Annotated in this window: 10 protein-coding genes; 6 read left to right on the top strand and 4 right to left on the bottom strand. The window is 73.8% G+C overall.

Translation table 11 applies throughout. From position 1 onward, the window contains the following. Positions 1–34: 34 nt before the first annotated feature. Positions 35–1,783, bottom strand: coding sequence for a single-stranded-DNA-specific exonuclease RecJ (gene recJ, locus P2H44_RS03180; RefSeq protein ID WP_275761965.1), 1,749 nt, complete (start codon positions 1,781–1,783; stop codon positions 35–37). 197 nt (positions 1,784–1,980) lie between these two features. Between recJ and P2H44_RS03175 the strand changes: the two genes are divergently transcribed. The 6 genes from P2H44_RS03175 (at position 1,981) to P2H44_RS03150 (ending at position 10,295) form a co-directional block, all read left to right on the top strand. Beyond that, positions 1,981–3,015 (top strand): LytTR family DNA-binding domain-containing protein, encoded by a 1,035-nt coding sequence (locus tag P2H44_RS03175; RefSeq protein WP_275761964.1) that lies wholly within the window; start codon positions 1,981–1,983, stop codon positions 3,013–3,015. A 358-nt stretch (positions 3,016–3,373) separates the two neighbouring features. After that, complete coding sequence (locus P2H44_RS03170) at positions 3,374–5,194, top strand: amidohydrolase (RefSeq protein ID WP_275761963.1); 1,821 nt, start codon at positions 3,374–3,376, stop codon at positions 5,192–5,194. Positions 5,195–5,888: 694 nt separating this feature from the next. Then, entirely contained in the window at positions 5,889–7,406 is a 1,518-nt protein-coding gene (gene hisS / locus P2H44_RS03165) for a histidine--tRNA ligase (RefSeq protein WP_275761962.1), read from the top strand. After that, a complete protein-coding gene (locus tag P2H44_RS03160) occupies positions 7,406–8,575 on the top strand; it encodes an ATP phosphoribosyltransferase regulatory subunit (protein ID WP_275761961.1) in 1,170 nt (389 codons plus the stop codon). Before hisS ends, P2H44_RS03160 begins: the two co-directional genes overlap by 1 nt. After that, positions 8,572–9,315 (top strand): ATP phosphoribosyltransferase, encoded by a 744-nt coding sequence (gene hisG, locus P2H44_RS03155; RefSeq protein WP_275761960.1) that lies wholly within the window; start codon positions 8,572–8,574, stop codon positions 9,313–9,315. Before P2H44_RS03160 ends, hisG begins: the two co-directional genes overlap by 4 nt. Positions 9,316–9,416: 101 nt before the next feature. After that, entirely contained in the window at positions 9,417–10,295 is an 879-nt protein-coding gene (locus P2H44_RS03150) for a pantoate--beta-alanine ligase (RefSeq protein WP_275761959.1), read from the top strand. Between the two features lie 38 nt (positions 10,296–10,333). Here P2H44_RS03150 and P2H44_RS03145 read toward each other — a convergent pair whose 3' ends face one another. The 3 genes from P2H44_RS03145 to carB form a co-directional block, all read right to left on the bottom strand. Further along, on the bottom strand, positions 10,334–10,942 hold the full coding sequence (locus tag P2H44_RS03145) for a hypothetical protein (RefSeq protein ID WP_275761958.1): 609 nt from the start codon (positions 10,940–10,942) through the stop codon (positions 10,334–10,336). Then, positions 10,939–11,412, bottom strand: coding sequence for a DUF1489 family protein (locus tag P2H44_RS03140; RefSeq protein ID WP_275761957.1), 474 nt, complete (start codon positions 11,410–11,412; stop codon positions 10,939–10,941). The genes P2H44_RS03145 and P2H44_RS03140 overlap by 4 nt, the downstream gene beginning before the upstream one ends. 97 nt (positions 11,413–11,509) lie before the next feature. Further along, entirely contained in the window at positions 11,510–14,764 is a 3,255-nt protein-coding gene (carB, locus tag P2H44_RS03135) for a carbamoyl-phosphate synthase large subunit (RefSeq protein ID WP_275761956.1), read from the bottom strand.

Genomic DNA, 14,764 nt, shown 5'->3' with positions numbered 1-14,764 from the left:
CCCGGTCCGGGCGAGGCTTCCGGGCGACGCGAAGTCAGCGCGCCAGGGCCGCGTCCTCGATCCGCAGGCGGGCGCGGCGGCGGCCGCCCCAGTCGTCGGTCTCCAGCCGTCCGGCCACGTGCAGCACGGCGCCCGCGCTCTCGACCAGGGCCGCGCGCAGGGGCGTGTCGGCCACCCGGAAGGCCACCGCGTCGACCGAGCCGCCGCCCCCCTCGAGCCGCATCCGCAGGTGCCCCTCGCCCATCGGCTTCACATAGCCCGCCCGCACCCCCGCCAGCGCGAAGCGCGGCGCGGGGGAGGAGGCGCCGAAGGGGCCCGCGGCCTCCAGCATCTCGACCAGGTCCGGGGTGGCGCCGCCGGGCGACAGCGCGCCGTCGAGGCGCAGGTCCTGCGCGCCGCCCTTGCCGGCGCCCTGGCGGGCGAGACGCTCGGCCAGGCGCGCCATCGCGGCCTCCAGCTTGTCGGCGCGCACCGTCAGGCCCGCGGCCATCTTGTGCCCGCCGCCCTTCACGATCAGCCCCTCGGCCGCCAGCGCCGCCACGTCGGCCCCGATGTCCACGCCCGGCACCGAGCGGCAGGAGCCGGAGCCCTGCGGCCCGTCGAGCGCGATCACCACCGCGGGGCGTTCGAACCGCTCCTTCAGGCGGGAGGCGACGATGCCGGCGACGCCGGGGTGCCAGCCCTCGCCCGCGGCCCAGACCAGCGGCCCCTCGGCGCCGCGTTCCTCGGCCTGCATCAGCGCGGCGTCGAGCACGCCGGCCTCGACCTCGCGCCGTTCGCGGTTGAGCTGCTCCAGCCGCTCGGCCAGGGCCTGCGCCTCGTGCAGGTCGTCGGTGGCCAGCAGCCGCGTCCCCAGCGAGGAGGCGCCGACCCGCCCCGCGGCGTTGATCCGGGGGCCGAGCACGTAGCCCAGGTGATAGGCGGTGGGCGAGGAGGTCAGCCGCGCCACGTCCGCCAGCGCGGCGAGGCCGGGCCGGTCGCGGCGCGCCATCACCCGCAGGCCCTGGCGCACCAGCGCCCGGTTCAGCCCGGTCAGGGGCGCCACGTCGGCGACGGTCGCCAGCGCCACCAGGTCCAGCAGGCCCATCAGGTCCGGCCCCGCCACGCCCTTCGCCCGCAGCGCGCGGTTGGTCGCGACCAGCAGCAGGAAGGCGACGCCGGCGGCGCACAGCGCCCCGTGCTCGCCGCTCTCGTCCTGGCGGTTGGGGTTCACCACGGCCAGCGCGGGGGGCAGCGTCTCGCCGCCCAGGTGGTGGTCGACCACCAGCACCTCGGCCCCCGCGGCGACCGCGGCGGCGATCGGCTCGTGCGCCAGGGTCCCGCAGTCGAGGCACAGGATCAGGCTGCAGTCCTTCGCCAGCGCCGTCATCGCGGGGACGTTAGGCCCGTAGCCCTCGGTCATCCGGTCGGGGATGTGGACCTTCGCCTCGATCCCCATGGCCCGCAGCCAGCGCAGGAGCAGCGCGCTCGACGCCGCGCCGTCCACGTCGTAGTCGCCGAAGAGGCCCACGGTCTCCCCGGCCTGCGCCGCGCGGGCCAGCCGGTCGGCGGCGAGGTCCATGTCCTTCAGGACCGAGGGGTCGGGCATCAGCTCGCGCAGGGTGGGGGCGAGGTAGGCGGCCGCGCCCTCGGGCGCGACGCCGCGCGCGGCCAGCACGCGGCCCACCATCTCGGGCGCGTCCAGGCGCTGGGCGATGGCCAGGCCCAGGCGTTCGATCTCGACGCCCGGCCCGACCCAGCGGCGGCCGAGGGCGGAGCGTTCCACGTTGAGAAAGGCGGTCATGGTCCGGAGGCATAGACCCGCCGCGCCCCGGAGGGAATCCCCCGCGCGACGCAGCCGGCGCGGCGCCGAGGCCACAGCGCCCGGCCGCGGCGCCCGACGGGCCGGAAAACGGATCGAACATGAACGTTCGATTAAGCATGATCCGCCGCCGAGGCGCCCCCGTGGACTGCGCCGGGACCAAGACGAGGATGCGGACGATGAGCTGGTTCGAAGACGCGACGCGCCGGTGGCGCCAGGGCCTTTCGAATCCCCGCCTGTGGGTGGTGTGCTTCCTGACGGCGGGCCTGTTCGCGGCGATCGGCCCGGCGGGCACCGCAGAGATCCTGGGCGCCCCCGGCCGCGTCGCCTTCTGGTCGGCGGCGATGGCCGGCGCCTGGGTGGCGACCACCTTCGCCCTGTGCCTGGCCGAGGCGCGGCTGGGCCCGCGGCCGCTGGTCACGCTGCTGGTCGGGGTGGCCCTCGCCACGCCCGCGCTGGCGCTGCTGCTGGCGCCGGCCCATGCCTCGATGCTGCAGCGGCCGTTCGGGCCGGGGGAGGCGGCGCTCGCAGCCCCCCTGTGCGCCCTGCTGGCGGCGGTGATCGTGGTGAAGACGCGCCTCGCGCTGGGCCAGCCGCTGGGCTTCGGCGCGGTGACCGGGGAGGGGGCGGCCCGCCCCGTCCCGGCCGCCGCCCCCGTCGCCGCGCAAGCTCCGGCCGAGGCCCTGCCGGCCGCCGCCTACGCCGGCCCCGAGACGCCCGGCCCCTCCGCCCCCGCCGCGCCTGCGCCCGCCGTGGAGGCCGCGCCGGAGCCGGCCGCGGCGCCGGTCGAGGGCCTTGCGGACGAGGACGTGATCGCCTTCGCGCCCGCCCCGCGTCGCGGCGCCCCGGCCCTCCTGCGCCGCCTGCCCCACCGCAAGCGCGGCGCCCTGCTGCGCCTGTCGATGAGCGACCACTACGTCGGCGTCGCCACCGAGCATGGCGAGGAGATGCTGCTGATGCGCCTGTCCGACGCCATCGCCGAGACCGCGCCGGAGGAGGGGCTGAAGGTCCACCGCTCGCACTGGGTGGCGCGGCGCGCCGTGCGCTCCGTCGAGCGGGAGGGCGACCGCGCCACCCTGGTCCTGACCAACGGCGAGCGCGTGCCCGTCAGCCGCACCCGGATGCGCGCCCTGCGCGACGCCGGCTGGCTGGACGACGACGCCCCGCGCTGGCTGGACCCCGCCATGCAGACCTCGGCCCCCGGCGGGCGCTGAGCCGCGCCCCTGGAAGCCCCCGCGATCTCCGCTTGCGGCCGGCCCTCGCCGGCCGTTCGCATGTCGGGCGGGGCCGGCCCGGGCGAGGCGCCGCCGCCCGGGCTTCCTGCACCCGAGCAGGCGCCCTTGCGATCCGCAGGAAAGGTTGATCCGCCTCAGGGCTGGACCCCGCTTGCGGCCGCCCGCCTCCCGGCCGCAGCGTTTCGACCGCCGCGCGTCCGGCCCGCTTTTCCGCGGCGCCGCCGGCGCCCGGCCGCGTCCCTGGCGCGAGTCATCCACCCGTCACTCGCGCTCCGTGATAGTCATGGTCTCCCGAAGCCCGCGACGAAGCGAACAGGGGTGGGAACTCATGGCCTATATGAAGCTTTCGGTCCTCGCGTCTCTGGCGATGCTCGCGCCTGCGGCCGCCTCGGCCCAGGAGATCGCCGACGTCATCTACAGCGGCGGTCCGATCCTCACGATCGACGACGCCGCGCCGCGGGCGGAGGCGGTGGCGATCAAGGACGGCCGCATCCTCGCCGTGGGCGCGCTGTCGGACGTCTCCGCCCATGCCGGCGAGGGGACCGAGCGCGTCGACCTCGCCGGGCGCGCCATGCTGCCGGGCTTCGTGGACAGCCACGGGCACGTGGCCATGGGCGGCCTGCAGGCGCTGTCGGCCAATCTCCTCGCCCCGCCCGACGGCGAGGTGACCGACATCGCCAGCCTGCAGGATGCGCTGCGGAGCTGGCTCGCGGCCAACGCCGAGGTGGTGGAGAAGGTGAAGGTCGTCGTCGGCTTCGGCTACGACAACGCCCAGCTCGCCGAGCTTCGCCATCCGACGCGCGAGGATCTGGACGCGGTCACCACCGACTACCCGGTCATCATCGTCCATCAGTCGGGCCATATCGGCGTGGCGAACACCAAGGCGCTCGAGGCCGCAGGCGTCGACGCGACGACCCAGGATCCGCCGGGCGGCGTCTATCGGCGCGACGCCGGCGGCGCGCCCAACGGCGTCGCCGAGGAATACGCCTTCTTCCCCCTGCTGGTGAAGAACCTGTCCGGTCTCGGCCCGGAGGGGCTGAAGACGTTCACGCGCGCGGGCGCGGAGCTGTGGGCCAGCTTCGGCTACACCACCGCGCAGGACGGCCGCTCCTCGGCGGATCTCGTCGAGGCGATCCGCTCCGTCGGCGCGGCCGGCGAACTGCCGATCGACGTCGTCTCCTTCCCCGACGTGCTCGAGGCGCGGGACTACATCGGCGACAACGTCTCCGGCGACTATGCCGATCGCGTCCGCGTCGGCGGCTGCAAGCTGACGATCGACGGCTCGCCCCAGGGCTTCACCGCCCTGCGCGACCGCCCCTACTTCGACCCCGTCGGCGACTATCCGGCGGGATACGCGGGCTACGCCGCGATCACCATGGAGCAGGTGCAGGACGCCGTGGACTGGTGCATCGGGAACGGCATCCAGATCCTCGTGCACGCCAACGGCGAAGGCGCGTCGGACATGCTGATCTCGGCCCTCGGCGCCGCGCGGGAGAAATTCCCCGACGCCGACACGCGCCCGACGCTGATCCACGGCCAGTTCCTGCGCGAGGACCAGGTGGACAGCTACAAGCGGCTGGGCGTGTTCCCCTCGCTGTTCCCGATGCACACGTTCTACTGGGGGGACTGGCACCGCGACCACACGGTCGGCCCGGTCAACGCCGACGACATCTCCCCCACCGGCTGGCTGGTGCAGCGGGGCATGAAGTTCGGCACGCACCACGATGCGCCGGTCGCGTTCCCCGACAGCATGCGCGTGCTGGACGCGACCGTGACCCGCCGCACCCGGTCGGGCGACATCCTCGGCCCCGACCAGCGCGTCGACGTGATGACCGCGCTCAAGGCGATGACGATCTGGCCCGCGTGGCAGCACCACGAGGAAGACCGCAAGGGCTCGATCGAGGTCGGCAAGATCGCGGATCTCGTGATCCTCTCGGACGACCCCACGGCGGTGGACCCGGAGACGCTCGACCAGATCGACGTGCTCGCCACCATCAAGGACGGCGCGGTGGTCTACGAGGCGACGGCCGACACGCGCCGGGGCGAGCTGGGAGAGCAGCCGTTCCTCGGCGATCCCGAGGGCGCGCACCGGATCCTGCACGCGATGCACCAGGGGTTCGGGATCGAGGGGCGCGGCGCGCCGGATCGGCTCCGCTGAGGTCTTGCGTCCGCATCGTCCCGCGCAGCGGAGGAGGGGGGACCGTCCCGAAAGATGAAAGCCGGGCGACAGGGTCGCCCGGCTTTGGGTCGCATCCATCCGCTACGCGATGCGACGCTCTGGGGTACGCTTAAGGACCTCCACGCACTCACGCACTCGGCAGCCGTCTCCCGAACGGCGGCCCTCCTGACTCGCGCCCGTTGCATACGCGGCGCATGCGGCACGCTACGGTTCACGTCCGCCGGGCCTCCGAGCCGCTTCCGGAGGTCGGCGGGCGATCCGGGCGCTCGACATCGCGCCCGGATCGCTCGCTTTCCGCCCCGGGGGTACGGGGCGGAGCGGAAGGATCGTCTCCCGCCGCGCAGCCATCCGACCCTGTCCGCATGCGGGTTGGAACCGGAAATGCGCGGACGGGCGAACGGATGCGCCAAGCCGCTGATCCGCCTCGCGAAACGCCATTCGCGGTTCGCAAACGGGGCGCCGGGGATCGCGAGCGACCGCCTCGCTTCGCGAACGGGAGAGGCGGGGCCAGCCCTCCCGTTCGCGATTTCGCGGCCCCCGGCCCTGCGGACGCGGGCCCGCGCCCGCCCGACTCGCCCGCGCTCGCCTTGCCCCGAAGGCCCCCTTCGGCTAGGAGGCGCCTGCGCCCCGCCGCCGGGGCCGCAGACCGGGTCCGAAAGACGACGGGATTCCCATGGCCAAGGACAAGAAACCGCGCCGGCCGAAGGCCGAAACTCCGCGCGGGTTCCGCGACTGGTTCGGCGCCGAGGTGCGCGAGCGCGGCGAGATGCTCGCCGCGATCACCGACGTCTACCATGCCCATGGGTTCGAGCCGCTGGAGTCCTCGGCCGTCGAGACGGTCGAGGCGCTGGGCAAGTTCCTTCCCGACGTGGACCGCCCCAACGAGGGCGTCTTCGCCTGGAACGACGAGGACGAGGGCTGGCTGGCGCTGCGCTACGACCTGACCGCGCCGCTGGCGCGCGTCTACGCCCAGCACCGTAACGACCTGCCCAACCCCTACCGCCGCTATGCGGTGGGCCCGGTGTGGCGCAACGAGAAGCCGGGGCCGGGCCGCTTCCGCCAGTTCTACCAGTGCGACGCCGACACGGTGGGCTCCGCCTCGCCGGCCGCCGACGCCGAGATCTGCGGGATGCTGGCCCAGGCGCTGGAGGCCGCGGGCATTCCCGCCGGCGATTACGTGATCCGGCTGAACAACCGGAAAGTGCTCAACGGGGTGATGGAGGCCGCGGGCGTCCTCGATCCCTCGGACCCCGAGAAGTTCGCGCATGAGCGCGGCATCGTCCTGCGCGCCATCGACAAGCTGGACCGCCTCGGCGACGCCGGCGTGCGGGCGCTGCTGGGCGAGGGGCGCAAGGATCCCTCGGGCGATTTCACCAAGGGCGCGGGCCTCTCGGCCGAGCAGGCCGAGATCGTGATGGGCTTCGTCTCGGCGAAGCGCGACACCGGCGCCGCCACCTGCGCGCGCCTGCGCGAGCTGGTCGGCGCCTCGGCCGCCGGCGCCGAGGGCGTGCAGGAGCTCGAGACCATCGCCGAGCTGCTGGACGCGGCGGGGCTGGGTTCCGACCGCGCGATCATCGACCCCTCGGTGGTCCGGGGCCTGGGCTACTACACGGGCCCGGTCTACGAGGCCGAGCTGACCTTCGAGATCCTCGACGAGAAGGGCCGCCCGCGCCAGTTCGGCTCGGTCGCCGGCGGCGGGCGCTACGACGACCTGGTGAAGCGCTTCACCGGCCAGGCGGTCCCCGCCACCGGCGTCTCGATCGGCGTCGACCGCCTTCTGGCCGCGCTGCGCGCCAAGGGCCGGATGGGGGGCGAGACCGCCGGCCCCGTCGTGGTGACCGCGATGGACAAGACCCAGATGGCCGCCTACCAGGCCATGGCCCGCGAGCTTCGCGCCGCGGGCCTGCGCGCCGAGGTGTTCCTCGGCGGCGGGAACATGGGCAAGCAGCTGAAATACGCCGACGCCCGCAACGCCCCCGTGGCGGTGATCGAGGGCGAGGACGAGCGCGCCCGCGGCGTGGTCCAGCTCAAGGACCTCGCGCTCGGCGCGCGCCTCGCCGCCGACATCGAGACGCACGAGGACTGGAAGGCCCAGCCCGCGCAGATGGAGGTCCCGCGCGACTTCCTGGTGCAGGGGGTGAAGGAGATCCTGGCCCGCGCCGGCGCCGGCTCGGGGACGGGCCGCGGCTGATGTCCGCCTCGCGCGCCTATCTCCCCGGCGGCCGCATCGGCGACGCGCTCGACCGGCTGGCCGCGGAGCTTTCGCGCATCGACGCGCTGTTCGCCGAGGCCGGGGCGCAGGCGGTGGAGCCCGCCACCCTCCAGCCCTCGGCCGAGCTGCTGACGCTTTATGGCGAGGACATCCGCGCCCGCGCCTTCGTCACCCAGGACCCTGTGGACGGCGAGCTGATGCTGCGCCCGGACTTCACCGTGCCGGTGCTGCGCCTGCACCTGCAGGGCGGGGTGAACCCGGCGCGCTACCGCTACGCCGGCCCGATCTGGCGGCGGCAGGAGCCGGGCTCGACCCGTCCCACCGAATACCTCCAGGCCGGGGTCGAGATCCTGGGCGACCCGGACGCAGTCTCGGCCGACGCCGAGGTCTTCGCCCTGATCCGCGACGCGCTGGGCGAAGCGGCGGCGGTGGCCCAGCCCCGCACCGGCGACCTCGCGATCATCTTCGCCGCCATCGCCGGCCTCCAGGCGCCCGAGCGCTGGAAGCAGGCCCTGCGCCGCCACGTCTGGCGCCCCGCCCGCTTCCGCCGCGTGCTGGAGGCCTACGGCGAGCGGCCCGAGCCCTCCCCCGCCCGCGCCGCCCTGATCGCGGCGGTCGAGCAGGGAGAGGACGCGCTGCGCGCCCATGTCCGCGCGCTGGGCCCGCTGCACGGCGCCCGCAGCTTCGACGACGTGCTGGCCCGCGCGCGGGAGCTCGCGGCCGACGCCCGCCTGCACCTGCCCCGCGCGCAGATCGACTGGCTGGAGGCGGTGCTCGCCGTCGCCGGCCCCTCGGCGCAGGCGCTGGAGCAGCTGCGCTTGCTGGACGAGGGCGGGGCGCTGTCGCCCGCGCTCGACCGGTTCGCCCGCCGGCTCGAGGCGCTCGAGACCCGCGGCGTGGACGCCGCCGCCCTGCCCTTCGACGCCTCCTTCGGGCGCGGGCTGGAGTACTACGACGGCTTCACCTTCGAATTCGCGGCGCCCGCCGGCGCCACGGCCGGCGCCCGCGTGCTGCCGCCGCTGGGCGGCGGCGGGCGCTACGACGCGCTGACCCAGCGGCTGGGCCACGCCGCCCTGCCCGCCGTCGGCGGCATCGTGCGACCCGAGGCGATGATCGCCGCCGCCGGACCTTCGGGAGGCGCGGCATGAGCCCCTCGTCCACGACCTCCGACCGCATCATCCTCGGCCTGCCCTCCAAGGGCCGGCTGATGGACAGCGCCCGCGCCTGGTTCGCCGACCGCGGCCTGCACGTGGTGCGCTCGGACTCCGACCGCGAATATGCGGGGCGGATCGAGGGGGTGGCCGGCGTCGACCTCGCCCTCCTGTCCGCCGGCGAGATCCCGCGGGAGCTGGCCGCCGGCCGTATCCACCTGGGCGTCACCGGCGAGGACATGGTGCGCGAGCGCATCCCCGACGCCGACGCCGCGGTGCGCCTGCTGACCCCGATGGGCTTCGGCCACGCCGACCTGATGATCGCCGTCCCCGACGCCTGGGCCGACGTCGAGACGATGGACGACCTCGACGCCGTGGCGGGGCGCCTGCGCGCGCAGCTCGGCCGGCCGCTGCGCATCGCCACCAAGTATCACCTGCTGGTGCGCCGCTTCCTGCGCGCCAACGGCGTCGCCGACTGCCTGCTGGTCGACAGCCAGGGCGCGACCGAGGGCGTGGTCCGCCAGGGCACGGCGGAGGCGATCGCCGACATCACCTCCTCGGGCGCGACGCTGACCGCCAACCGGCTGCGCCCGCTGTCCGACGGGGTGATCCTGCGCAGCCAGGCGCAGCTCTGCCTTTCCCTGGCGGCGCCTCGCTCCGCCGCCCAGGTCAAGACCCTCGACCTGCTGGCGGAAAGACTTGGCGTCCCTGCGCTTGCATCGGCCGTCACCCGCTAATAGCGTCACATTCCGGCCGCGCGATATGGGTGGCCGGCGCCCCTTGTCCGTTCGCCGGTTCCGCCGGGGAACGGTTCGTCTTCCGTGAGGTTCCCTACCGAATGCATGGTCTGCCGATCCTCCGTTCGACTCCGCAGCTTCGATCCCGCATCCGTTCCTGGCGCGCCTTCGGCGAAACGGTGGCCATCGTCCCCGTCGGCGGCGCCCTGCACGAGGGGCACCTGGCCCTGATCCGCGCCGCCCGCGGCGAGGCGGACCGCGTGCTGGCCGCCGTCGCGCGCTGGACGGACTCCATCGCCGCCGCCAAGGCGGCGGAGGACGACCCGGGCCTCGACGAGCTGGAGGTGGCCGAGCGGCTGGAGGAGGCCGGCGCCGACGCCGTGTATCTCCCCTCCGCCCACACCCTGTTCCCCCGCGGCGCGGTCACAGAGATCCAGCTCCGCGGCCTGACCGACGTGCTCTGCGGCGAGGATCGCTCGGACCGGTTCGAAGGCTTCGCGCTGGCGGCCACCCGCCTGCTCAGCCAGGCCCAGGCCGACGTCGCCCTGATCGGGGAGCGGGACTGGCAGCGCCTGGCGATCCTGCGCCGCCTGGTCCAGGACCTGGACCTGCCGACCGAGGTCCGCTCGGCCCCCACCGAGCGCGACGAGGACGGCGTGGCCTGGGCCGTCGGCGTCGACGAGCTGGAGGGCGAGGACCGCGCCGCCGCCGTGCGCCTGTGGCGGGAGCTGCGCCGCGCCGCGCAGGCCATCGACGCGGGCGCGGACCCCGACGCCGCGCTCGACGCCGCCGCCGACGCGCTGGCCGACGCGGGCGCCGAGGTCGAATACCTCGACCTGCGCGACGCCGAGACGCTGGCCGAGATCGAGGACCCGTCCGGCGACCGCCCCGCCCGCATCTTCGCGGCGATCACGCTGGGCGACCTGCGCCTGATCGACAACGTGGCCCTGGGCGAGAAGCGAAACCCGCTGGACGGCTGAGCCCCGGCGCGCCGTCCGCACGGGCGCCGCCCCCCCCCTCAGAGCGCCTCGAACGTCGCCAGTCTCGCGTGGCGGGCGCCGGCCTGGGCGGCGGCCTCGGCCAGCTCCGCCACGGCGTCGACGGGGGCCGAGCCGAAGTCGATGCGCAGGGCGATGCCGGCGGGCAGCGGCTCGGGGTCCGACATCGAGTGGACCACGCCCAGCAGGTCCTCGGCGTCCGGCGGTTCGGAGCCGGGCTGCGAGAACTCCAGGAACCAGCGGCGCAGGGGGGCGAGGTCGGGGACGCCGCCCTCGATCTCCATCGCCAGCATGGCGGATTCCCAGCGGAACGGCGTCACCATCAGCGACAGGCCCGGCGCCGCGATCAGCTCCAGCGGCGACAGGGTCGCGGCCAGCGCCCGCGGCAGCGCGGTGCGCACGACGGGGTGGGAGATTCGGCCGCTCTCCTCCGCCTCGAAATCGTGGCGCGAGGGCAGGTTCATCACCCCGTCGCGCCGCACCCGCCCGTCGTCGTCGCGCCGCCAGGGCTCGGGCGTCACCTCGGCGCCGGCGTCGATGGCCCGCGCCATGCGGCCCAGCAGGTCGGCCAGGTGCAGCTCCCGCAGCGGGGTCAGGACGGCGGTCAGGATCGGGTCCGCGGTGGTCATCGCACGCCGAGATCCGCGAGCGCGCGGGCGAGCTCGGGCGGCAGGTCCGCGGCGGCGGAGGCCGCGCCCCCCTCGAGGTCGCCCGGCGCCGCCTCGGGCGCCAGGTAGCGCCAGCCCTGGAAGGGGCGGCGGGGGGCGGCCTGGGTGCGCACGATCTCGGGGTCCAGCACCAGGGCGCAGCGGCGGATGCCGTCGCCGCCCTCGACCTCGCGCATCTCCTCGATGCGCTGGCGGGCGAGGATCACGCCCTTGATCACCCAGTAGAGGCTGCCGCCGGAGGAGGTGATCTCCGCCTCCCGCTTGGGCCACATGCGGGTGACGTGGACGGGGCGGGGATCGCGGCCCGTGGCCAGCGCCTCGGCGGCGCGGGCGCGCTGCCAGGTCTCCAGGTCCTCGACCGAGTCGGCGCCCACGCACAGCTTGACGATGTGCAGCTTCGGCACGGTTTCGCTGGGCAGGTCGTCGCGCAAGGCGTCTCTCCGGTCAGGGACGGATCGGGCCTCGCCCCCGCGCAGCGGCGCGGAGGCGTCCGGGTCTGCGGCGAGGGCCCGTGTCCGGGCCCCCGCGTCAGGAAGCGTAGCGCTGCAGCGGAGCGACGTCGAGCGCCCCGGACCGACGGTTGCGGATGGCGCGGGCGGCGGCCCGGGCCCCGGCGGCCGTGGTGTAGTAGGGGATCTTGCCGTAGAGCGAGACCGAGCGGATCTCGCGGCTGTCGGAGACCGACTGGCTGCCCTCGGTGGTGTTGATCACCAGCGCGACCTGCCCGTCCTTCAGCGCGTCGACGATGTTGGGACGGCCCTCGTAGACCTTCTTCACCGTCTCCACCGCGACCCCGTTCTCCCGCAGGAAAGCCGCGGTGCCGCCGGTGGCGAGAAGCTGGAAGCCCAGCTCCGCGAGCGTCTGCGCCGGCTCCAGGATCGCCTGCTTGTCGGCGTCGCGGACCGAGACGAAGACCCGGCCGCCGTCGGGCAGCAGGGTGCCCGCGCCGATCTGGGACTTCAGGAAGGCCCGGTCGAAGCTGACGTCGAGGCCCATGACCTCGCCGGTCGAGCGCATCTCCGGCCCCAGCAGCGTGTCGACGCCGGGGAAGCGGGCGAAGGGCAGCACCGCCTCCTTCACCGCGAAGCGCGGGATGTCGGGGGACTTCAGGTCGAAGGTCGGCAGCTTCTCGCCCGCCATGACCCGCGCGGCGATGGCCGCGATGGGCGAGCCGACGGCCTTGGCGACGAACGGCACCGTGCGCGAGGCGCGCGGGTTGACCTCGAGCACGTAGATCTCGCCGTCCTTGATCGCGAACTGGACGTTCATCAAGCCGACCACGTTCAGCCCCAGCGCCAGCGCCCTGGTCTGCGCCTTCAGCTCGTCGATCATCTCGCGCGACAGCGTGTAGGGCGGCAGCGAGCAGGCGGAGTCGCCGGAATGGACGCCCGCTTCCTCGATATGCTCCATCACGCCGGCGACATGCACCGTCTCGCCGTCGCACAGCGCGTCGACGTCCACCTCGACCGCGCCCGACAGGTAGCTGTCGATCAGGACGGGCGAGGAGCCCGAGACCACCACCGCCTCGCGGATGTAGCGGTTCAGGCCCTCGTCGTCGCGCACGATCTCCATCGCGCGCCCCCCCAGCACGTAGGAGGGGCGGATGACGACCGGGTAGCCGACCTCGTTGGCGATGCGCAGGGCGCTTTCGCCGGTGGTGGCGATGCCGTTGCGGGGCTGCTTCAGGCCCAGCTTGTTGAGCAGCTTCTGGAAGCGCTCGCGGTCCTCGGCCAGGTCGATCGCGTCGGGCGTGGTGCCCAGGATCGGGATGTCGTTGGCCTCGAGCGCGCGGGCCAGCTTCAGCGGCGTCTGGCCGCCGAACTGCACGATCACGCCGTGAAGCGTGCCGGCCTCCTGCTCCTTGAACAGGATCTCGAGCACCGACTCCTCGGTCAGCGGCTCGAAGTAGAGCCGGTCGGAGGTGTCGTAGTCGGTCGAGACCGTCTCCGGGTTGCAGTTGACCATGATGGTCTCGTAGCCCGCGTCGGTCAGCGCGAAGCAGGCGTGGCAGCAGCAGTAGTCGAACTCGATCCCCTGCCCGATCCGGTTCGGACCGCCGCCCAGGATCACGACCTTCTTGCGGTCGGTGGGGCGGGATTCGCACTCGACCCAGCCCATCGCGTCGGCTTCGTAGGTCGAATACATGTAGGGGGTCTGCGCCTCGAACTCGGCGGCGCAGGTGTCGATGCGCTTGAACACGGGCCGGATCGACATGGCGTGCCGGATGCGGCGCACCGCGTCCTCGGACATGTTGGCGAGCTTGCCGAGGCGGGCGTCGGAGAAGCCCATCATCTTCAGCGCGCGCAGGCCGGCGGGATCGCGGGGCAGGCCCTCGGCGATCAGCTTCGCCTCGGTCTCGATGATCTCGGCGATCCGCTCCAGGAACCACATGTCGTAGGCGGTGGCGGCGGCGATGTCGTCCAGCGACAGGCCCTCGCGCATCGCCTGGGCGATGACGCGGATCCGGTCCGGCGTGGCCTTCGACAGCGCGGCGATCACGGCGCGCTTGCGGTCCGGCTCGGCGGTCTTGTCGTCGACGCCGGGGATCTCGATCTCGTCGAAGCCGGTCAGGCCGGTCTCCATCGAGGCGAGCGCCTTCTGCACGGATTCGCCGAAGCTGCGGCCGATGGCCATGACCTCGCCCACCGACTTCATCGCGGTGGTCAGGTCGGGGGTCGAGCCGGGGAACTTCTCGAAGGCGAAGCGCGGGATCTTCGTCACGACATAGTCGATGGTCGGCTCGAAGCTCGCGGGTGTCACCTTGGTGATGTCGTTGTCGAGCTCGTCCAGCGTGTAGCCCACCGCCAGCTTCGCCGCGATCTTGGCGATCGGGAAGCCGGTGGCCTTGGAGGCCAGGGCGGAGGAACGCGAGACGCGCGGGTTCATCTCGATCACCACCATGCGGCCCGTCTCGGGCTGCAGGGCGAACTGGACGTTGGAGCCGCCGGTCTCCACCCCGATCTCGCGCAGGACCGCCAGCGAGGCGTTGCGCATCCGCTGGTATTCCTTGTCGGTCAGGGTCAGCGCCGGGGCCACGGTGATCGAGTCGCCGGTGTGGACGCCCATCGGGTCCACGTTCTCGATCGAGCAGATGATGATGCAGTTGTCCGCCTTGTCGCGGACCACCTCCATCTCGAACTCCTTCCAGCCGAGCAGCGACTCGTCGATCAGGATCTGGGAGACGGGGGAGGCGTCGAGGCCGGACTTGCAGATCCGCTCGTAGTCCTCGCGGTTGTAGGCGACGCCGCCGCCGGTGCCGCCCAGGGTGAAGGCGGGGCGGATGATGGCGGGCAGGCCGATCTGCGGCAGCGCCTCCATGCACTCCTCCATCGAGGAGGCGATGGTGGCGGCCGGGTTCTCGAGGCCGATGCGGTCCATCGCCTCGCGGAACAGCTTGCGGTCCTCGGCCATCTCGATGGCGGCGCGCTTCGCGCCGATCAGCTCGACGTTGTATTCGGCGAGCACGCCTGCGTCGTCGAGCGCCAGCGCGGCGTTCAGCGCGGTCTGGCCGCCCATCGTGGGCAGCAGCGCGTCGGGGCGCTCCTCGGCGATGATGCGGGTCAGGACCTCGGTCGTGATCGGCTCGATGTAGGTGGCGTCCGCCATCTCCGGGTCCGTCATGATCGTGGCCGGGTTCGAGTTCACCAGGATCACCCGGTAACCCTCTTCCCGCAGGGCCTTGCAGGCCTGGGCGCCGGAGTAGTCGAACTCGCACGCCTGCCCGATCACGATGGGCCCCGCGCCGATGATGAGGATCGAGGAGATGTCGTCGCGGCGGGGCAT

It is taken from the genome of Albimonas marina (genome assembly GCF_029223255.1).
Lineage (GTDB): Bacteria > Pseudomonadota > Alphaproteobacteria > Rhodobacterales > Rhodobacteraceae > Albimonas.
This window is presented reverse-complemented; position numbering and strand designations above follow the sequence as displayed.